General features: G+C 69.5%; 24 protein-coding genes. All 24 read left to right on the forward strand.

What is annotated here, in order from left to right:
* Nucleotides 1-16: 16 nt before the first annotated feature.
* The 24 genes from fliS (at nucleotide 17) to LC452_RS20645 (ending at nucleotide 19,181) form a co-directional block, all read left to right on the forward strand.
* Nucleotides 17-430: a flagellar export chaperone FliS gene (gene fliS, locus LC452_RS20530; protein ID WP_223628665.1), complete on the forward strand. Its 414-nt coding sequence runs from the start codon at nucleotides 17-19 to the stop codon at nucleotides 428-430.
* Between the two features lie 5 nt (nucleotides 431-435).
* Entirely contained in the window at nucleotides 436-714 is a 279-nt protein-coding gene (locus tag LC452_RS20535) for a hypothetical protein (protein ID WP_223628667.1), read from the forward strand.
* Nucleotides 715-837: 123 nt separating this feature from the next.
* Nucleotides 838-1,185, forward strand: a complete 348-nt coding sequence (locus LC452_RS20540; RefSeq protein WP_223628668.1) for a flagellar basal body rod protein FlgB — start codon at nucleotides 838-840, stop codon at nucleotides 1,183-1,185.
* On the forward strand, nucleotides 1,182-1,574 hold the full coding sequence (flgC, locus tag LC452_RS20545; protein ID WP_223628670.1) for a flagellar basal body rod protein FlgC: 393 nt from the start codon (nucleotides 1,182-1,184) through the stop codon (nucleotides 1,572-1,574). The genes LC452_RS20540 and flgC overlap by 4 nt, the downstream gene beginning before the upstream one ends.
* Nucleotides 1,574-1,894, forward strand: a complete 321-nt coding sequence (fliE, locus tag LC452_RS20550) for a flagellar hook-basal body complex protein FliE (protein ID WP_223628671.1) — start codon at nucleotides 1,574-1,576, stop codon at nucleotides 1,892-1,894. The genes flgC and fliE overlap by 1 nt, the downstream gene beginning before the upstream one ends.
* Nucleotides 1,895-1,896: 2 nt before the next feature.
* A complete protein-coding gene (fliF, locus tag LC452_RS20555) occupies nucleotides 1,897-3,537 on the forward strand; it encodes a flagellar basal-body MS-ring/collar protein FliF (protein ID WP_223628673.1) in 1,641 nt (546 codons plus the stop codon).
* The gene (locus tag LC452_RS20560; protein WP_223628674.1) at nucleotides 3,534-4,613 is read left to right on the forward strand and encodes a flagellar motor switch protein FliG; all 1,080 of its coding nucleotides are present in this window, start codon (nucleotides 3,534-3,536) and stop codon (nucleotides 4,611-4,613) included. Before fliF ends, LC452_RS20560 begins: the two co-directional genes overlap by 4 nt.
* Nucleotides 4,610-5,287, forward strand: coding sequence for a FliH/SctL family protein (locus tag LC452_RS20565; protein ID WP_223628675.1), 678 nt, complete (start codon nucleotides 4,610-4,612; stop codon nucleotides 5,285-5,287). The genes LC452_RS20560 and LC452_RS20565 overlap by 4 nt, the downstream gene beginning before the upstream one ends.
* Entirely contained in the window at nucleotides 5,284-6,612 is a 1,329-nt protein-coding gene (locus LC452_RS20570; protein ID WP_223628677.1) for a FliI/YscN family ATPase, read from the forward strand. The genes LC452_RS20565 and LC452_RS20570 overlap by 4 nt, the downstream gene beginning before the upstream one ends.
* Nucleotides 6,609-7,031 carry a hypothetical protein gene (locus LC452_RS20575; protein ID WP_223628678.1) on the forward strand — a complete coding sequence of 141 codons (423 nt, stop codon included), beginning with the start codon at nucleotides 6,609-6,611 and terminating at the stop codon, nucleotides 7,029-7,031. The genes LC452_RS20570 and LC452_RS20575 overlap by 4 nt, the downstream gene beginning before the upstream one ends.
* Entirely contained in the window at nucleotides 7,028-8,299 is a 1,272-nt protein-coding gene (locus LC452_RS20580) for a hypothetical protein (RefSeq protein WP_223628679.1), read from the forward strand. Before LC452_RS20575 ends, LC452_RS20580 begins: the two co-directional genes overlap by 4 nt.
* Before the next feature lie 13 nt (nucleotides 8,300-8,312).
* On the forward strand, nucleotides 8,313-8,762 hold the full coding sequence (locus LC452_RS20585) for a flagellar hook capping FlgD N-terminal domain-containing protein (protein ID WP_223628680.1): 450 nt from the start codon (nucleotides 8,313-8,315) through the stop codon (nucleotides 8,760-8,762).
* A gap of 29 nt (nucleotides 8,763-8,791) precedes the next feature.
* Nucleotides 8,792-9,958, forward strand: coding sequence for a flagellar hook protein FlgE (locus LC452_RS20590; RefSeq protein ID WP_223628682.1), 1,167 nt, complete (start codon nucleotides 8,792-8,794; stop codon nucleotides 9,956-9,958).
* A 122-nt stretch (nucleotides 9,959-10,080) separates the two neighbouring features.
* Nucleotides 10,081-10,296, forward strand: coding sequence for a flagellar FlbD family protein (locus LC452_RS20595; RefSeq protein ID WP_223628684.1), 216 nt, complete (start codon nucleotides 10,081-10,083; stop codon nucleotides 10,294-10,296).
* A gap of 2 nt (nucleotides 10,297-10,298) precedes the next feature.
* Nucleotides 10,299-11,108, forward strand: coding sequence for a motility protein A (locus LC452_RS20600; RefSeq protein ID WP_223628685.1), 810 nt, complete (start codon nucleotides 10,299-10,301; stop codon nucleotides 11,106-11,108).
* A complete protein-coding gene (locus tag LC452_RS20605) occupies nucleotides 11,105-11,920 on the forward strand; it encodes a flagellar motor protein MotB (protein WP_223628687.1) in 816 nt (271 codons plus the stop codon). The genes LC452_RS20600 and LC452_RS20605 overlap by 4 nt, the downstream gene beginning before the upstream one ends.
* A gap of 33 nt (nucleotides 11,921-11,953) precedes the next feature.
* The gene (locus LC452_RS20610; protein ID WP_223628689.1) at nucleotides 11,954-12,847 is read left to right on the forward strand and encodes a flagellar motor switch protein FliM; all 894 of its coding nucleotides are present in this window, start codon (nucleotides 11,954-11,956) and stop codon (nucleotides 12,845-12,847) included.
* Nucleotides 12,847-13,506, forward strand: a complete 660-nt coding sequence (locus LC452_RS20615) for a FliM/FliN family flagellar motor switch protein (protein WP_223628691.1) — start codon at nucleotides 12,847-12,849, stop codon at nucleotides 13,504-13,506. Before LC452_RS20610 ends, LC452_RS20615 begins: the two co-directional genes overlap by 1 nt.
* Nucleotides 13,507-13,508: 2 nt before the next feature.
* Nucleotides 13,509-13,973 (forward strand): flagellar biosynthetic protein FliO, encoded by a 465-nt coding sequence (locus LC452_RS20620; RefSeq protein WP_223628693.1) that lies wholly within the window; start codon nucleotides 13,509-13,511, stop codon nucleotides 13,971-13,973.
* A gap of 135 nt (nucleotides 13,974-14,108) precedes the next feature.
* Entirely contained in the window at nucleotides 14,109-14,939 is an 831-nt protein-coding gene (gene fliP, locus LC452_RS20625; RefSeq protein WP_223628853.1) for a flagellar type III secretion system pore protein FliP, read from the forward strand.
* Entirely contained in the window at nucleotides 14,936-15,211 is a 276-nt protein-coding gene (gene fliQ / locus LC452_RS20630) for a flagellar biosynthesis protein FliQ (protein WP_223628695.1), read from the forward strand. The genes fliP and fliQ overlap by 4 nt, the downstream gene beginning before the upstream one ends.
* Nucleotides 15,211-15,972, forward strand: coding sequence for a flagellar biosynthetic protein FliR (locus LC452_RS20635; RefSeq protein WP_223628697.1), 762 nt, complete (start codon nucleotides 15,211-15,213; stop codon nucleotides 15,970-15,972). Before fliQ ends, LC452_RS20635 begins: the two co-directional genes overlap by 1 nt.
* Entirely contained in the window at nucleotides 15,969-17,072 is a 1,104-nt protein-coding gene (locus LC452_RS20640; RefSeq protein ID WP_223628698.1) for a flagellar biosynthesis protein FlhB, read from the forward strand. Before LC452_RS20635 ends, LC452_RS20640 begins: the two co-directional genes overlap by 4 nt.
* 42 nt (nucleotides 17,073-17,114) lie before the next feature.
* Nucleotides 17,115-19,181: a flagellar biosynthesis protein FlhA gene (locus LC452_RS20645; RefSeq protein ID WP_223628700.1), complete on the forward strand. Its 2,067-nt coding sequence runs from the start codon at nucleotides 17,115-17,117 to the stop codon at nucleotides 19,179-19,181.
* The last annotated feature ends 37 nt before the right edge of the window (nucleotides 19,182-19,218 follow it).

Here is a 19,218-nt window from a genome sequence, read left to right on the forward strand (position 1 = left end):
CTAGGAGATCTCGACGATGCCTCTCACCTCGATGGAACGCGCGAAGCAGCAGTACCTCCAGCAGCAGGTCGCTTCCGCGTCGCCTGAGCGGCTGCTCACGATGCTCTACGACCGGCTGCTCGTCGACATCGATCGTGCGGCCGCAGCGCAGGACGCATCCGACTGGACGGCCGCCGGCACCCACCTGACGCATGCGCAGCAGATCGTCGCGGAGCTCAGCGGATCGCTGACGGATGCCTGGGACGGCGCTGCCGACCTCCGCGCGGTCTATACCTACCTGACCGGCCGCCTGATCGCGGCGAACATCTCGCGCGACCCGGCCGCCACCGCCGAGTGCCGCGAACTCATCGCGCCGCTGCGCGAGGCCTGGCATCAGGCCGCGTCGGCGACCGCGGCAATCGCCCCGGCGTCTTCCTCGGCGCTGGCCTGACGACGGTGCCGGAGAACCTCGCGGCCTGGCTGACCGTGCTCGACCAGTTCGAGCGCGCCCTCGATGCCGCAGACGAACAGCTCGACCCGCAGCCGTTCGACCCGCCTGCCGGCCCCGTCCCCGAGGAGCTGCGTGAGCGGGCCGAAGCGGTGCTCGCCCGCCAGCAGCTGATGATCGGCGGGCTGATGACCTCCAGAGCGAACGTCGCGCGCGAACTCGCCGCGCTGCGCCGCGTGCCGACGTCCCCCCAGGACACCCCGGCATACCTCGACGTCGAAGGCTGAACCGCGACTCCCAGAACGCCCCGGTTACGGAATCGCGCCGCGTCGCGATAGTCGACCACGAGCACGGATCGCTCGACGATTGGCCAAGGATCGGCTTCTCCATCAACCTCCCGGAGTGCCCTCGTGCTCGAGTCCGTCACCTCCTCCGCGCTGATCAGCGCGCTCGATGGTCTGGCGCTGCGTCAGCGTTCGATCGCCGACAACATCGCGAACATCAACACCCCCGGCTATCAGGCCAAGCGCGTGCAGTTCGAGGATGAGCTGCGACGAGCCGTCGACAGCGGATCCGGCACGGTCGCCGCGACCATCGAGCGGTCGCTGGAGCCCACCCGGCTGAACGGCAACAACGTCAATCTCGACACCGAGACCCTGTCGAACATCGACACGGTGCTGCGGTTCCAGTTCGCCAGCCAGGCCATCGGCGGCCAGGCGGCCTCGATCACCAAGGCGATCGGCCAGGCGTCCGCATGACCTTCGACGCGATCGGCATCGCCGGCACCGGACTGAACGTGCACCGCAAGTGGCTCGACGCCCTGAGCGACAACATCGCCAACGTGAACACGGCGACGCCCGCGGGCGAAGAGGCGTTCCGTGAGAAGTTCGTGACCGTCAGGGCGGGAGCCGACGGTCAGGGCGTCTCCGTCGCCGGAGTGGTGGAGTCCGAAGCCGAGGCCAAGCTCGTCTACGACCCCGAGCATCCTTATGCGAATGCCGACGGCTACGTGCAGTACCCGAACGTGGAGCTCGGCGACCAGATGAGCATGCTGATCCTCGCGCAGCGCGGCTACGAGGCGAACGCCGCAGTCGTGGACCGCGCGAAGACCACCTACGAGGCCGCTCTGCAGATCGGACGCAACTGATGTCCACCCCGATCGACGCCGTGTCCGCGGCCGGCGTGACCCCGCTCTCATCCCTCAGCTTCGAATCGGGCTCGGGCGCCGTCGGCTCCACGACCGGTGCCGGAGCGTTCGCGACCTCGCTCTCCGGTGCCGTGGAGAACCTCCAGCAGCTGCAGTCCACCTCGAACGATCTCGCGGTGCAGGCCGTCACCGGCGATCTGCAGGACATCCATCAGGCGATGATCGCCTCCGCGCGCGCCGGCGTCACCCTCGATCTCGTCGTCGCCGTGCGTGACCGCAGCGTCTCCGCGTTCAACGAGATCATGCGGATGCAGGCCTGATCATGCCGAAGGTGCTCACGACCTCGTTCGATCGGGTGAAACGGATCGTCTCGGGCTTCACGGTCGCCCAGCGCACGATCGCCATCATCGGGGTCGCATTGCTGGTGATGGGCGCGATCGCGCTCGGCACATGGTTGACCAAGCCGCAGATGAGCCCGCTGTTCACCGGCCTCAGCGCGAGCGACGCCTCGGCTGTCGTCGAGCAGCTGAAGTCGGCCGGGGTCGGCTACGAGCTCACCGAGGGCGGCGCGACGATCCTGGTGCCCGACGATCAGGTGTATCCGCAGCGGCTCGCGGCGGCATCCGCCGGCCTTCCGGGCGACAGCAGCGAGGGCTACACGCTGCTCGACAAGATGGGCGTGACGGCGAGCGAGTTCCAGCAGTCGGTCACCTACAAGCGCGCGATCGAGGGGGAGCTCGCGAGCACGATCAGCGCGATGGACGGCATCTCCACGGCGTCCGTGCAGCTCGCGATCCCCGAGGAGAGCGTGTTCGTCTCGGAGCAGCAGAGCCCGACCGCGTCGGTCTTCGTGAAGACGCGCAACGGCTCGACGCTCAGCGACGAGAAGATCGAGGCGATCATCCACCTCACGAGCGCGGCAGTGCCTGGCATGACGCCCGAGGATGTGGCGGTCACCGATCAGAACGGCACGGTGCTCTCGGCGGTCGGCTCCGGCGTCGCCGGCAGCTCGTCGAAGCAGGCGACCGAGCACGAGGCGAGGGTCGCCGCATCGGTGAGCCGGATGCTGGAGACCATCGTCGGCCCAGGCAACGCCACGGTCACGGTCGCCGCGGACGTCGCGAACTCGACGTCCGAGCGGATGGATGAGACGTACTCGGCGCCGGAGGGCGATCTGAGCCCGAACGAGCAGACGAAGACCGAGACCTACACGGGCACCGGGGACGCCGGCACCGGGGTGCTGGGACCCGACAACATCGCCGTGCCGAACGGTGCGGACGGCGACGGCTCCTACGAGCTCGAGGAGACGTCGCGCAGCAACGCCGTGAACAAATCGACCGAGAAGACGATCACGCCGGCCGGCGAGGTGACGCGCCAGACGGTCAGCATCGCGCTGAACCGCGGATCGGTGACCGGTGTGACCGCCGACCAGGTGGAGGCGCTCGTCGCATCCGCTGCCGGGATCGACCTCGAGCGCGGCGACACGATCGCCGTGGAGTTCGTCGAGTTCGCAGCAGGCGGAGCGACCGCGGCGCAGGCCGCGCTGCAGGCCGCCGAAGCCGAGCAGGCGGCGCAGTTCCAGCAGGAGCTGCTGCGGTCCGTGATCATCGGCGGATCGGTGCTGCTCGCGGTGATCATCCTGGTGGTGTTCTTCTCGATCCGTCAGCGCATGAAGCGCCGCGTGCTCTACACGGACGAAGGGCCGATCGAGTATCTGTCCACGATGAGCGAGAACGAGGAGCAGAAGCTCAAGTCGCTCAAGGGCCTGAAGGACCGCGAGGCGATCACCGCGCCGCTGCTCCCGCAGATCGATCCGACGGCCGTCTTCGACATCGAGGAGGAGCCGCAGATGGACCAGGTGCTGGTGGAGCGCCGGCGTCGCGAGATCGACGACATCGCACGGCGCGAGCCGCGAGCCACGGCGACGGCCCTGGCCAGCATGATGGATGAGTCCACCGTATGAGCGCGCAGATCGAATTCCCCGACACCAGGACTGATTCGGGGGAGCACGCCGTCACGACGGCATCGGAGGTCGCTGTCGTCGAGACGACGGGCCTGCGCCAGGCGGCCATCGTTCTCCTCAACATGGACCGCGAGGTCAGCGCCGAAGTGCTTCGCCACCTCGGGGAGGACCGGTCCGAGCTGCTCGCCGCCGAGCTCACCCAGCTCGGCGGCGTGGACCTCGCCTCGACCGCGCAGGCGCTCGGCGCGTTCGCGCGCATCGCGGCGGGCGGCTCCGTGCCGTCGCGCGGCGGGCAGGAGCTCGCGACCGGGCTGCTGGAGACCGCGTTCGGCCGGGAGAAGGCCGTGGGAATGGTCGGCCGCGTCATGTCGCAGGGTGTGGTGTCGTTCGACTTCCTCAATGCCGCAGACCCCGCTCAGCTCGCCACGATCCTGGAGGGCGAGCTGCCGACGACCGTCGCCGTGGTGCTCGCGAACCTACGGGCCGATCGCGCGGCGGCCGTGCTCACCGCGCTGCAGGACCCGTTGCGCACCGACGTCGCGCAGGCGATCGCGACCATGGGCACGGCGACGCAGGAAGCGATCTCGATCGTCGCCGACTCGCTGCGCTCTCGCACCGGTGTGTTCGCGATGCGCGACAACCACGAATCGATCGGCGGCGTGCAGCCGCTCGTCGAGATCATCAGCCGCTCCGACACCGCGCTCGAGAAGGCGCTGCTCGCCAGCCTGGAGGGGCGCGACCTCGCACTGGCGGAGGACATCCGCAGCCGCATGGTCACGTTCGCCGACATCACCCGCCTCGAGGACCGCGATACGCAGCGGGTGCTGCGCGGCATCGATCTGCGGGTGCTGGCGCTCGCGCTCAAGGGCGCGGACGAGCAGGTCACCGCGAAGGTCACCGGCAACATGACCGAGCGCAACCAGGAGAACCTCGCCGAGGAGGCGCGGGTGCTCGGCTCGGTGCGCGTGCGGCAGGTCGACGAGGCACGTGCCGAGGTCGTGCGCATCATCCGCGAGCTCGAGGCCGCGGAGGAGATCACGATCTCCCGCGAGGATGAGGACGAGCTCATCGAATGACCCCCTCCGATACCCCCTTCACCGCATCCGCCTTCACCGACACCTCGTTCACACCGCTGACGGCGCCGCGAGTGGGCGAGATCCCGATCGACCTCCGCGCGGAAGCCGACAGGGCGCGCACGCGCGGGTATGCGGAGGGCTTCGCAGAAGGACGCCGGATCGCGCTCGACGAGGGGCGGATGCAGCAGGCCGCAGAAGAGTCTCGGATGCAGCGGCAGCGCGCGGAGTATCTCGCGCAGCGCGGCTCGGTCCTGAGCGCCGTTCGTGCGTCCTCCGATGCGCTCGATCAGCGCGTCGCGGAGCTGAGCGCGGTCGCCTCCGACCGGATCGAAGAGCTCGCGCTCGAGCTCGCGACAGCGATCCTGGGCGTCGAGGTCTCGGACTCCGCCCGGTCGGCGTCGCACGCGCTGCGTCGCGCGCTCGCGGAGATGCCTGTCGAGCGGTGGACGCGGGTCGCGTTCAGCCCGCAGGACGGTGCGATCCTCCGTGAGGACGAGGATGCCGTGGCGACCCTGCAGGGCATTCAGGTCGTGGAATCGGCATCCGTCGACGCGGGTGGGGCGATCGTCGAGGTCGAGGATGGCGCCGTCGACACCCGTATCGTGCAGGCGCTCGCTCGGGCGGCCGTGGCACTCCGGGGCGACGGCGATCAGCAGCCCGAGGTGCTCGCATGACCGTCGCGACGGCATCGTGGCGCCGCGCGGTCGACGCCGCGCGCCCAGAGCGCTCCGGCACGGTGAAAGCCGTGCTCGGCCTCGGTGCGGAGGTGATCGGCATCGACGCGGCCGTGGGCGACCGGGTGCGGATCGAGATGGCGGACGGCCGTCCGGTCGACGCGGAGGTCGTCGCTGTCGACGGCGCAGCGGCGCGGTGCATGCCGCTCGGGCCGCTCGACGGGATCACCGCCCGTGCCAAGGTGCTCCACACGGGTGCCCGCGTGCAGGTGCCGACCGGGCGGTCGCTGCTCGGACGCGTGCTCGACGGGCTCGGTCGGCCGATCGACGGCAAGGGGCCGCTCGAACGCGGTGTCGACTTCGTCTCGCTCGATCACGACGCCCCGAGCATCCTCCACCGGCAGCGCATCGACACTCAGCTCGCCCTGGGCGTTCGCGTGCTCGACACCATGACGCCGGTCGGCACCGGCCAGCGTCTCGGTCTGTTCGCCGGATCCGGCGTCGGGAAGTCGTCGCTCATGTCGATGATCGCTCGCGGCTCGACCGCCGACATCACCGTGATCGCCCTGGTGGGGGAGCGAGGCCGCGAGGTGCGTGAGTTCATCGAGGACGACCTCGGTCCGGAGGGTCTGGCGCGCTCGGTCGTGGTGGTGGCCACCTCCGACCAGCCGGCGATGGTGCGCATGCGGTCCGCATTCGTCGCCACGCGCATCGCCGAGCGGTTCCGTCAGGACGGTGCGGACGTCATGCTCATGATGGACTCGCTGACCCGTGTCGCTATGGCCCAGCGCGAGATCGGACTCAGCGCGGGGGAGCCGCCGGCGACTCGCGGATATCCGCCGTCGACCTTCTCGGTGCTGGCGCGGCTCCTGGAGCGCGCAGGAACCGGGCCGGTCGGATCCGTCACCGGCCTGTACACCGTGCTCGTCGACGGTGACGATCACAACGAGCCGATCGCGGATGCTGCCCGCGGCATCCTCGACGGGCACGTCGTGCTGGACCGCGCTCTGGCGGTTCGCGGCCATTTCCCGGCCGTCGACGTCTTGGGGTCCATCTCGCGCGTCGTCTCGAAGATCACCACGGCGGAGCAACGCGCACACGCGGTGACGCTGCGCAGCGTGCTCGCCGCGCGGCGCAGCGCGAACGACCTGATCGACATCGGCGCCTACCGTGCCGGCGCGAACCCGCTCGTCGACGCGGCCATCGCTCATGAGGACGCGATCTCCGGCTTCCTCACACAGGGGATGGACGATTCCACGAGCGCTGCCGAATCCTGGCGGCTTCTCGCCGCCCTCACCACCGAGTTCGGAGGACTGACGCCATGACATTCTCCCTGGCGGGACTCCTGCGTGTCCGCGACGCGCAGGAGCGGGTCGCCGCAGAACAGCTGTCGCGCACGACATCCGCTCGCCTGCAGGCCGAGGCCGCAGAGCATGGCGCCGTCGTGAGCCTGTCCGAGATCAGCGCGCAGGTGGACGACGCGCCGACGATGCTGGCGATGGCGGCAGCCCGGGCGGCCGGTCGTAGCGCGCTCAGCGATCTGCAGACGCTCGCCGAGCTGCGACGCGCGGAGGAGGCCGAAGCCAAAGCCTCGCACGTCGAGGCTCGCCGAGAGCTCAAAGGGCTCGAGCGACTGGAGGGCGCGCATCGCGTCGACAGCATCCGCGCGCAGCAGCATGCCGAGCAGGTGGCGCTGGACGAGATCGCGGTCGTGCGCAGTCTCCGAGAGGAGCGGACGGCATGAGCGCCGTGTCGACGGCGAACGCCACGGTCGCTCCGGGGCTTGCGGCTCTGCTCGGCGGCGCGCCCGAGGGGAACGGCCTCGGCGGCTCGGCCGGGAAGGCACCGTCGTCGTTCGGCGTCGCTTTCGCGTTGGCCGAGCGGATGCTCGATGCCGACGTCGGGGCGACGATGCCCACGGATGCTGAGACCGTCGCACCGAGTGCGGTCACCGTTCCCGCTGAAGGCCCCGACGCGAAGGCTTCGATCGACGTGGAGGGCGAAGGACACGCGGCACCGGATGCCGGGCTGTCGGCAGCGATCGCGATGCTCTCAGCGCCGCCGGTCGCGCCGCAAGCCGAACCGGCGCCGCATCTCGTCGCCGGTGACGAGGCGATCCCTGAGGATGCGCAGGCGGCCTCGGCCCCGCGCGCTGCGCAGGCCACGGACGTGTCGCAGATGACGGATGCCGATGCATCGGTGATTCCGGTCGCGTCCGTGAGCATGTCGAATGTCCGAGCGAGCGACCCCCCGACGGTCCTCGCTCCTCCCGCCGTTGCTGCGACTCCGAGCGCAGCGCCCGACGCTCCTGTCGCTCGCGCTGAGCCCATGCCTGTGTCGGCGCAAGCGCTGAGCGCGACCGCAGCCTCCGGTGCGCTCCCCGTCATTCCCGCGGCGACACCTGTCCCGAAGGACGGCAGCACTCATCCGGATCAGCCGGTGCCCCCGACGTCGGCGGCATCGACATCTGCATCCGCACCCGCCGTGTCGGTCTCGCCGGCCAGCACGCCCGTCGTCGCCGCCCCGGATGCCGCAGCCGCGGTGCCGCGCGCGGTCGCAGCCCAGGTCGCGCCGGTCGTCCTGAGCATCGTCCAACGTCCGGTCGGCAGCCACCAGCTCACGATGACCGTGAACCCCGACACCCTCGGCCCAGTCACCGTTCGAGCGCACATCAGCACGGGCGGCGAGGTGCGGGTCGAACTCCTCGGCGCGACCGACGCCGGACGTGAGGCGCTGCGGACCATCGTCACGGATCTGCGACGCGACCTCGCCGCGGTCATGCCGCACGCGAGCCTGACGCTCGGGTCGAGCGCGTCCGCCGATGCGGGCAACCCCGATCGCGGCGCACAGCCCGGCAGTGGAGGTGCGGCCGGTGAGCACGCACCCGGCGAGCGCGGCCGCGCGGCCGCCGACGGGCGCGCCTCTGCCGAGAGCAGGGCCGGCGGCATCCCCAGCATCCTTCCGATCACGACCCGCGCCGTCTCCGGCGAGGGCCTCGACATCTTCGCCTGAGAGAGGACACACCATGACCGTCGATGCCGTGAGCGCCCCGAGCTCGATCCACACCGGAAGCACCACCGACCCCGCCGCACGCAAACAGGTGTTGGACGGCGAGGTCTTCCTCAAGCTGCTGGTCACACAGCTGACGCATCAGGATCCTTCGAGCCCGATGGACACGAACGAGATGATCTCCCAGACCACCCAACTGGCGATGATGGAGCAGCTGACGACGCTGGCGGACAACGGCACGGAGGCGTTCGCCCTGAGCATGCGCCAGGCGGCCACCGCGCTGATCGGCCAGGAGGCGAGCTACAAGGATGCCGATGGCAAGGCGGTCACCGGCATCGTCACGAAGGTGTCGTTCGACGGCCCCATCCCGCAGGTGACCATCGGCGACAAGACCGTCGCCCTGGATGCCATCACCGGCATCACCTCGAAGTCCACCCCTGCCGCGAGCGATCCCGCCGCAGCCTGATCCCCCTCACCCAGGAAGAGAGAATCCCCATGCTTCGCTCGCTCTACTCCGGCATCTCCGGCCTCCGCTCGCACCAGACCATGCTCGACGTCACCGGCAACAACATCGCCAACGTCAACACCGCGGGCTTCAAGGGCTCGTCAGTCGTGTTCCAGGACTCGCTGTCGCAGCTGATCGGCAACCCCGGCATCCCCGACGATCAGGTCGGCGGACGCAACCCCGCCCAGGTGGGACTCGGCGTGCAGGTCGCCGGCGTCCGCACGAACTTCGCACAGGGGTCGGCTCAGGCGACCGGCCGAGGCGGCGACCTGATGATCTCGGGTGACGGCTTCTTCGCGGTGCGCGCCGGCGGCGAGACGCTGTACACGCGTGCCGGCGGCTTCTCGTTCGACCCGACCGGCAAGATGGTCACCGCCGACGGCGCGATCGTGCAGGGCTGGTCCGCGCAGGACGGCGTCGTGAACACGGGGCAGGGCATCGGGAACATCGTGCTGCCCCTCGACGCGGTCTCTCCGGCCCGTGCCACGACCGGCGCCACCGTCACCGGCAACCTGCCGTCGACCGCGGCGGTCGGCGACGAGCTCGTGCGGGACGTGACCGTGTTCGACGCGCAGGGCACCCCCACCACCCTGAGCCTGACCTTCACGAAGACGGCGACCGGGTGGGACGTCACCGAGCCGGCGAGCGGCGCCAGCGGAGCGCTCACGTTCACCGACGGCAAGCAGACCGGTGCGGGTCTCAGCCTGGCGGCCGGCGGGGTCACCGTCGACCTCACCGCCGTCACCGGATACGCGAGCCTGTCGACGGTCGCGGTCACCGAACAGAACGGCGCAGCCGCAGGAACGCTCAAGTCGTACAGCATCACGGGCGACGGCTCGATCGTCGGCACGTTCAGCAACGGCGCGACGCAGACGCTCGGGAAGATCGCGATGGCGACCTTCGCGAACCCCGAGGGCTTGGAGAAGGCCGGCGGCACGGCATACCGCGTGTCGGTCAACTCCGGAGGCGCGCGGATCGGGGAAGCCGGGCAGGCCGGATTCGGCGGTCTCGTCTCCGGCGCACTCGAGATGAGCAACGTCGATCTGTCTCAGGAGTTCACCAACCTGATCGTCGCGCAGCGCGGCTTCCAGGCCAACGCGCGCATCATCACCACGAGCGACGAGGTGTTGCAGGAGCTCACCCAGCTCAAGCGCTGACGCACCGCTCGCACCCGAGCGGAATCCTCGCCGAACGCGGCCCGTCCTGGTTACCCGGGGCGGGCCGCGTCGCGATAGTCGGGGCTGCCCCGCCTCTCGTCCCACGCCCGGAGACCCACCCGATGATCATCGTCACCCGCCTCGACCGCATCCGGTTCGCGGTGAACCCCGACCTGATCGAGCGCGTCCACTCCTCTCCGGACACGACGCTGCACATGGTCGACGGCGGCGTGTACGTCGTGCAGGAGGACCTCGACGTCGTCATCGACCTCGTCGTCGCGTATCGGGCCCGCGTGCTCGATGCCGCGCAGGCTCTCGGCCGGAAGACGGGGGACTGATCGTGGATCCCGCATTCCTCATCGGGGTCATCCTCGCGTTCGGTGCACTCGTCGCCATGATCACGATGGAGGGCGCGAGCTTCGAGGCGCTCCTCATCCCCGCTCCGATGATCCTGGTGCTCGGGTCGACCATCGGCGTCGGCATCGCGAGTCACACCCTGCGCGACACCCGCCTGGCGATCGCGAGCCTCGGGCGCATGGTGCGGGGGCCGAGATCCACGCCCGAGGCCGTCATCCCCTTCCTGGTCGGCTACGCCGAGAAGGCGCGCGGGGAGGGACTCCTCGCCCTCGAACAGGAGCTCGACGGCGCTCCCGACCCGTTCACCAGGCAGGCGCTGCAGGCCCTGGCCGACGGCACGGATGCCGAAGATCTGCGGATGACGATGGACGACGAGATCACGGCCACCTCGTCGCGCAACCGCATCGCGGCGAAGTTCTTCTCGTCGCTCGGTGGTTACGCTCCGACCATCGGCATCGTCGGAACCGTCGTCTCGCTCACGCACGTGCTCGAGAAGCTCGACGAGCCGGACCACCTGGGTCCGATGATCGCCGCCGCGTTCGTGGCGACGCTGTGGGGGCTGCTCTCCGCCAACTTCATCTGGAACCCGATCGCCGGTCGCCTCGCCCGCATCGGCGCCGTCGAACTCGAGCGCATGACGCTCGTGAGCGAGGGGATGCTGGCGATCCAGGCCGGCAGCGCGCCGCACCTGCTTCAGGAGCGACTCGAAGCCCTGTCCACGGTCAAGCCGAAGCGCCGCAAGACGGACGACGCGAAGAGCGCCGAGCCGAAGGGCGCGGAGGAGCCGCGGTGAGCACTGCCCGCCGCTCCCGCGGCCGTGGGCACGACGAGGACTCGCACGACGAGCCCGACGAGCGCTGGGCCGTCTCCTACGCCGACATGGTGACGGTGCTGATGTGCCTGTTCATCGTGCTGTTCGCGGTGTCGAACGTCGACAAGACGAAGTTCGAGCTGCTCGCCAACAGCCTGGCGACGGGCTTCGGCCAGGAGGAGACGACCGCAGGCGGCGCCGACATCTCGGAGGGACTCGTGATCCCCCCGGAAGTCGAGGACGAGCAGGGCGTGGCCGACCTCACGAAGCGCGCCGCCGCGGAGTACGAATCGCTCGAGGAGCTGCGCGAGCGGATCAGAGCATCACTCGCGGCGCAGGGCCTGCAGGACACCGTCGAGTTCGTGATCGACGACCGCGGTCTCAAGGTCGGCCTGGTGGGTGCCGAGACGTTCTTCGGTGACAACAGCACCGACCTCTCAGCGAAGGCCGACGGTGTGCTCGATGCGATCGGGAACGTGCTGGCGACAGTCGCCAACCAGGTGAGCGTCGAGGGGCACGCCGACCACCGGCTCGCCGCCGCCCCGTATCCGACGAACTGGGAGCTCTCGGGTGGGCGCGCCACGCAGGTCGCCCGCTTCCTCGTGGAGCACGAGTCCATCGCCGGTGCTCGCGTGAAGGCCACCGCATTCTCCGACACCCGCCCGCTCGTGGTGGGCGACAGCCCCGAGGCCCTGGCCAGCAACCGGCGCGTCGACATCATCGTCGAGTCGAACGAGGAAGACCAGGTGCGGGCGTTGCTCCCTGCCCTCGCCGAAGCCGCAGAGGAGAGCTGACGCACCGTGCCCACCATGTCCGAGGAGACCACCATGACCGCAGCCAGCGCGATCGACGACCCGGCCGGCCGGTATCCCGCATACGACTTCAGCCGTCCGGCGCAGCTCGGCCGTGACAGCATCCGTCGACTGGAGGCATCGTTCGAGTCCTTCGCGCGGCTCTGGTCGTCGCAGCTGACCGCGAAGATCCGCGTGCGGACGCACCTGTCGCTCGACAGCGTCGCGCTCGTCTCCTATGAGGAGTACGCGCAGACCCTGCCCAGCACGACGGCGATGGTCGCCGGTTCCTTCACCGATCGGGACGAACCGTGCGTCGTGCAGTTCGGCCTCGACAGCGCGCTGCTCTGGGTCGTGCAGATGATGGGCGGCCGGAGCACCTCGCTGCCCGAGGCACGCACCTTCACTCCGATCGAGCTCGCGCTGATCCGCAACCTGATGGAGGGCACGTTCGAGCATCTCTCCGCGAGCATGGGCACGCTGCTGCCCGGCGAGCCGATGTTCGGCGGCGTGCACTACAACCCGCAGTACCTGCAGGTGATCGCCGCGTCGGCAGCGGTGATCGTCGCCCGGTACACGATGCGCCTCGGCGATACCCAGACGGTCGCATCGGTCATGCTCCCCGCGTCGGCGGTCGTGGATCGCCTGGCGGCGTCGGGAGCGGATGCCGCGGCGGCCCGCGGCGCCGCGCACACCCGTGATCAGGTGCACAGCACGCCGCTCGAGATCACACTGCGCCTCGCGCCGATCACGATCGGGGCCGGTGAGGTGCTGAACCTCGCGCCGGGCGACCTGCTGCGCCTCCCGCATCCCGAGACGACCCCGTACGAGCTGATGGCGGGGCGCACGCCGATCGCCCGCGCCACCCCGGGCAGCCGGGGCTCGCGGCTCGCCTGCACCATCACGACCACCCACGAGGAGAACCACTGATGAGCACCTTCCACGAGACAGCCATCGCCGCGGCGATCGCCGGCAAGCTGCCGCTCGGCTATCCCGTCATCCCGACGCCGTCCTCCGACCCGGGTGCCACCGGCGAGGCCGTCGCCGTGAGCTTCACCGGCACGCCGGGCGCGCGCATCGCGATCCAGGTGTTCGACCCGGCCCAGCTCGAGGACGGCTCGAAGAGCGCCGAGCTGGCCGACCGCCTGCACCCGGTGTTCGAGGCCGCGGCTATCGTGCTCGGCACCGGATCCCTCAGTGACGGAGAGCAGGTGAGCGCTGCCGAGGTGTTCACGGCCTCCGGCACGCAGGTGTTCGACCTCGTCGATGCATCGGGCGCCATCGCGGCTCGAGCCTCCGTGCGCATCGACGGCGACCGCGCGGCTGCCGCATCCACCGGTCCGCAGCGGCTCAGCCGTATCGCCGGCGTCGAGATGGAGCTGGTCGTCGAGATCGGTCGCACACGGATGCCGGTGCGCGACGTGCTCTCGCTCGAGCCCGGTCACGTCGTCGAGCTCGACCGCGCCGCCGGGTCGCCCGCGGACATCAAGCTCAACGGCCGGCTGATCGGTCACGGCACGGTCGTCGTCGCCGACGGCGACTTCGCGATCCGTGTCGAGCGCATCCTCGACGGCGCAGAGAGCGTCTGAGCATGGACGACGTGCTCGTCGCGCTGCGCATGATCGTCGCACTGGCGGCCGTGCTCGGCCTGCTGCTGTTCCTCAGCCGCCGGCTGCAGAAGGCGGGCGCGAAGGGCGACAGTCCGATGTCCGGGCTGCTGCCGAAGAGTCTCGGTCGGATCAGCGGACTCCGCCGGAGTCACGCGACTCCAGGTCGTGGCACGAAGGCACGGCCGGAGAAGATCACCGTCGTCGCTCGGTCGGGGATCGGTGCCAAGGCACAGCTCGTCGTGGCCGAGTTCGGCGGCATCCGCTATGTGCTCGGTGTCACCGAGCACGGCATCAGCGTCGTCGACACGCAGGAAGCGCCGCTGACGGAGGAGGACGAGGCGGTGGATGAGGCGGATGAGGCAGGACACGCCACAGACGACGGGTCGTCGACGGGCGATCTCGACATCTTCGATGACGCGGAGTGCCCGCTGAAGTCGGTCGCCTGAGCGCTCACTGCCGGTTGCCCGCCGGTTACGCGATGCGGCCGGTGTCGCGATAGTCGTCGTCGAGCACGGATCGCTCGACCTCCTGGCTACGGATCGGCCACGTCTCCCATCTTCGGAGTGCCGCCCGTGCCCGCAATCGCCGCCGCCGCTGCGCTGCCGTCGAGCGCGCGGCGGACGCAGAGGCGCATCTGGATCCTGATCGCCGTCGCGCTGGGGATCGCCGCTCTGCTCGTGTGGTGGAGCGCCACCGGCGCGCACGCCGCGGCGTCGGCCCTGCCGACCGAGACGGGTGACGGCGAAGGCGTGACGATCAACGGCATCAACGGCACGCCGTCCGACAGCATCATGACGCTGCTCGGCATCACGGTGCTGAGCGTGGCGCCTGCGCTGCTGCTGATGATGTCGAGCTTCACGAAGATCTTCGTCGTGCTCGCTCTCACCCGCAACGCGCTCTCCCTGCCTTCGATCCCGCCGAATCAGGTGCTCGCAGGACTCAGCCTGTTCCTGACGCTGTTCATCATGTGGCCGGTTCTCACCGACATCAACGCGGTGGCGGTCGCGCCGTTCACCGAGGGGCAGGTCGATTTCGGGCGGGCGTTCGAGCTCGCGCAGCAGCCCCTCAGGGAGTGGATGCTCGCCTTCACGCGTGAAGAGGACATCGCGCTGATGTACCGCGCCGCGCAGCTGGACAATCCCGCGGACGCCGCGAGCATCCCGCTGCACACCCTCGTGCCGGCGTTCATGCTGAGCGAGCTGCGCGCCGCCTTCCTCATCGGCTTCATCATCTTCGTGCCGTTCCTGGTGATCGACCTCGTCGTCGCCAGTGCGCTGATGTCGATGGGCATGATGATGCTGCCGCCGGTGATGATCTCGCTGCCGTTCAAGATCCTGCTCTTCCTGCTCATCGACGGGTGGGGGATGGTCATCACGGCCCTCGTGCAGTCCTACAGCGGAGGTGGCGGATGAACCCGGAAGCGGTCGTCGACATCGGCCAGGCGGCTCTCATCCTCGCGGCGAAGCTCTGCGCACCTCTGCTGATCACGGCGCTCGTGGTCGGTTTCGCGATCTCGTTGCTGCAGTCGATCACGCAGGTGCAGGAGATGACGATCTCCTTCGTGCCGAAGCTCGTCGCCGTCGGCATCGCGCTGCTCGTGAGCGGTCACTGGATGATCGCCGAGATGATCGCCTTCACGAACGAGCTGTTCGCGCGAATACCGTCGCTGTTGAACGGCGGCTGATGAACATCCCGATCGACTTCACCTGGCTCGAGGCGACGGCCCTCGCGTGCGTGCGGATCACGGCGTTCCTCGTGATCGCTCCGCCGTTCAGCCACGGCACCGTCCCGATGCGGATCCGCGCGATGCTGGGCGCAGGCCTCGCCCTCGCGGTGTCGCCGGTCGTCACGGTCGGGTACGAGCGGCTCGACACCGGGGGATTCATGCTCGCCCTGGCAGGCCAGGCGCTCACCGGTGCGCTGCTGGGGTTCCTCGTGATGCTGCTGTTCAGCGCGATCCAGGGCTCCGGCCACCTCGTCGACACCTTCGGCGGGTTCCAGCTCGCGCAGGCGTTCGACCCCGGGATGGCGGTCAACGGCGCGCAGTTCACCCGACTGTTCCAGATGACCGCGATCGTGCTGCTGTTCGCGTCTGACGGCTACCAGCTCGTGCTCGGTGGACTGTTCCGGTCGTTCGACGCGATCCCGGTCGACGGCATGATCGATCTCGCGAAGCCTGCGGAGGCGCTGGTCGGGGCGACGGCGCAGATGATGCTCAGCGCCGTGCAGATCGCCGGCCCGCTGCTGATCGTGCTCTTCCTCGCCGACGTGGGCCTCGGGCTCGTGACCAGGGTCGCACCGGCCCTGAACGCGTTCGCGATGGGCTTCCCGATCAAGATCGGCCTCACGCTGCTGCTCGTCGGCTTCGTCTACGCGGCCCTGCCGGGCGTGGTCGCTGCGATCGCGGATGACGCGGCCCGACTGCTGCTGGGTGTGACCCGATGAGCGAGACGGACACCGGCGAACGGAGCGAGAAGACCACCGATCGTCGTCTGAAGGAGGCGCGTCGCAAGGGGCAGATCGGACGCAGCCAGGACTTCACGGCGTGGGTCTGCATCGCAGCGGCCGCGATCATGTCGCTGCCGGCGATCGCCTCGGCGACGCAGGTGCTCACCGAGTTGTTCCTGCGCGTCGCGCCGGTGGCGGCGCACCCCACCGACGGCGCGGCTGTGGAGGTGCTCGGCGCCGCGCTGAACTCGATGGGCGGCATCCTGATGCCGATGCTGCTCGTCGTGCTGCTCGCGACCACCGCGACCGCCGTCGCCCAGGGCGGGATCCACCTACGAGGTGTGACGATGCGCACCGAGCAGCTGAACATCATCACGGGCCTGAAGCGCGTCTTCGGCCGGCAGGCGCTCTGGGAGGGCGCGAAGGCACTGCTGAAGACCGCGGCGATCGGCCTCTCGCTGTGGATCGTCGTCGCAGGTCTCGTGCCGGTGCTCATGGCCAGCGGCAGCCACAACATCACCTGGCTGCTCGAACAGGCCGCAGGGGGAGCGGTCGCGCTGCTGCAGGTCGCCGTCGTCGTGGGCATCCTGCTCGCGGCGATCGATGTCGCGGTGGTCCTCCGCCGCAACCGCAAGCACACGCACATGACGAAGAAGGAAGCCAAGGACGAGCACAAGAAGAGCGAGGGCGATCCGCTGGTGCGGTCGCAGCGGCGCTCGCGTCAGCTGGCGATGAGTCGCAACCGCATGATCGCGGCGGTCAGCGACAGCGACGTGGTGCTCGTGAACCCGACCCACGTCGCCGTGGCGCTGCGCTACGAGCCGGGCAAGGCCGCGCCGCGGGTCGTCGCCAAGGGCGCGGGCATCGTGGCCCTGAAGATCCGCGAGCGGGCCGAGGAGGCGGGTGTGCCCATGGTGCGCGACATCCCGCTCGCCCGCGCACTGCACGCTGCGTGCGAGATCGGCCGGGAGATCCCGGAGGAGCTCTACACGGCGGTCGCCCAGGTGCTCGCCTTCATCGAGCACCTGAAACGCCGCGGCTCCGCGCGCGGCACCCACACGATGCCCTTCGCGAGCACTCGCGAACGCGGCCTCTGAATCCCGATCCCACCCCCGAACCGAAACGAGAAAGCGAAGCGCATGATCGGTCAGCTGCTGTCCAAGGGAGCCGTTCCCGTCGGTGTCGTCGGCATCATCCTGCTGCTCATCGTGCCGATCCCGACGCCGCTCCTCGACGTGCTCATCGTCGTGAACATCTCGTTCGCGCTGCTGATCCTTCTCACCGCGATGTTCGTGAAGAAGCCGCTCGACTTCTCGGTCTTCCCGAGCCTGCTGCTGGTCGCGACGCTGTTCCGGCTCGGACTCAACGTGGCCTCCACCCGCCTCATCCTCAGCGAGGCGCACGCCGGCCAGGTCATCCAGGCTTTCGGGCAGATCACGATCAGCGGGTCCCTCGTGATCGGCGCGGTGATCTTCCTGATCCTCACCGTCATCCAGTTCGTCGTCGTGACCAAGGGTGCCGAGCGCGTGGCCGAGGTCGGCGCGCGGTTCACGCTCGACGCGATGCCGGGCAAGCAGATGGCGATCGACGCCGACCTGAACGCCGGGCTCATCACCGACACCGAGGCCCGCAGACGTCGTGCCGAGGTGGCGGCGGAGGCCGACTTCTACGGTGCCATGGACGGTGCGTCGAAGTTCGTGAAGGGCGATGCGATCGCCGGCATCGTGATCGTGATCATCAACTTCGTCGGCGGCATCGTCATCGGCATGGTGCAGCACGGCATGGAGATGGGCGATGCGCTGGAGACCTACAGCATCCTGACCATCGGCGACGGCCTGGTCACCCAGATCCCCGCGCTGCTGATGGCGGTCTCCACCGGCATGATCGTGACGCGCGAGAACGTCGAAGCGGAGATGGGCCAGGCGGCGGCCAAGCAGCTGCTGCAGTCGCGCAACGCGCTCGTGATCACCGGACTCGCGGCGATCGCGATGGGCTTCATTCCCGGGATGCCGCTGCTGGTGTTCGCCGGAATCGGCGCGGTGCTGCTGTTCGCGGCCTCCCGCGTCAAGGCCAGTGAGGATCGCGAGGCGGCGATCGAGGCCGACGCCCAGCACCAGGAGGCCGTGGAAGCCGGGACGGAAGGGCCGGAGGAGCTGATGGACCGGATGCGCGTCCACGCCCTCGAGATCTCGCTCTCGCCCGACATCGTCGACCTGGCATCCGGGGGAGCGGGAGACCTGCTCACGAGGGTCAAGTCCCTCCGCCGCAAGCTCGCGCTCGACATCGGCATCCTGATGCCGCCGGTCCGCACCAGGGACAACATCGAGCTGCCCGCGCAGACCTACGCGATCCTCATCGCCGGAGTCGAGGTCGGCCGTGGCTCGGTCCCGCGCGGGCACGTGCTCGCGATCGGGACCGGACTCGACCAGCTCCCGGGAGCCGTCGTGATCGATCCGGTCTTCGGGCTCGAGGGCAAATGGGTGCCCGCCGAGATGTCGCACGCTGCGGACATGGCCGGCGCCACCGTGATCGACAGGGCCAGCGTGATCATCACGCACCTGTCCGACGTCGTGCAGACCCAGGCGCACCGCCTGCTCTCTCTCGAAGACGTTCGCCAGCTCACGGAGCACCTCAAGCAGTCGAGTCCGGCCACCGTCGAAGAGCTCACCCCGGCGGTGCTCTCGCTCGCCGGCATCCAGCGCGTGCTCGCCGGGTTGCTGGCGGAGCGCGTGCCGATCAACGACCTCGCGCGCATCTACGAAGCACTCGCGCTCCGCGGCAAGACGTCGACAGAGACGGCAGGCCTGATCGATGCGGCACGCGCTGCTCTCGGACCGGCGATCGCGGCGAGATTCGCCGAGGACGGTCGCATCCGCGTCGTCATGTTCGAGCCGCTGCTGGAGCAGCAGATGCTCGAGGGGATGCGCGTCGTCGACGGGCTCCCGCAGATCGTGCTGACGCCTGAGGCGACCCTGCAGGTGCTCGAGAGCGTCCGCCGCACGGTCGCGGAGCTCGACCAGGCCGGCCCCGAGCCCGTGCTCGTGTGCGCGCCCTCATTGCGTCAGGGGGTGCGGCGCATGGTCGCTGCGCAGGTCGCCGGACTGCCCGTGCTCTCCTACGACGAGGCCGGTGCCGGCGGCCTCGCCACCGACGTCGTCGGAGTCGTGCGCGTGACGCAGTCCGCGCTGCCGAGCGCTGCGGGGTAGCCGCGAATCCGCTCGTTTACGAGGCTATGCACTAGCT

This window comes from Microbacterium sp. EST19A, from assembly GCF_019969685.1.
Taxonomy (GTDB): Bacteria; Actinomycetota; Actinomycetes; order Actinomycetales; family Microbacteriaceae; genus Microbacterium.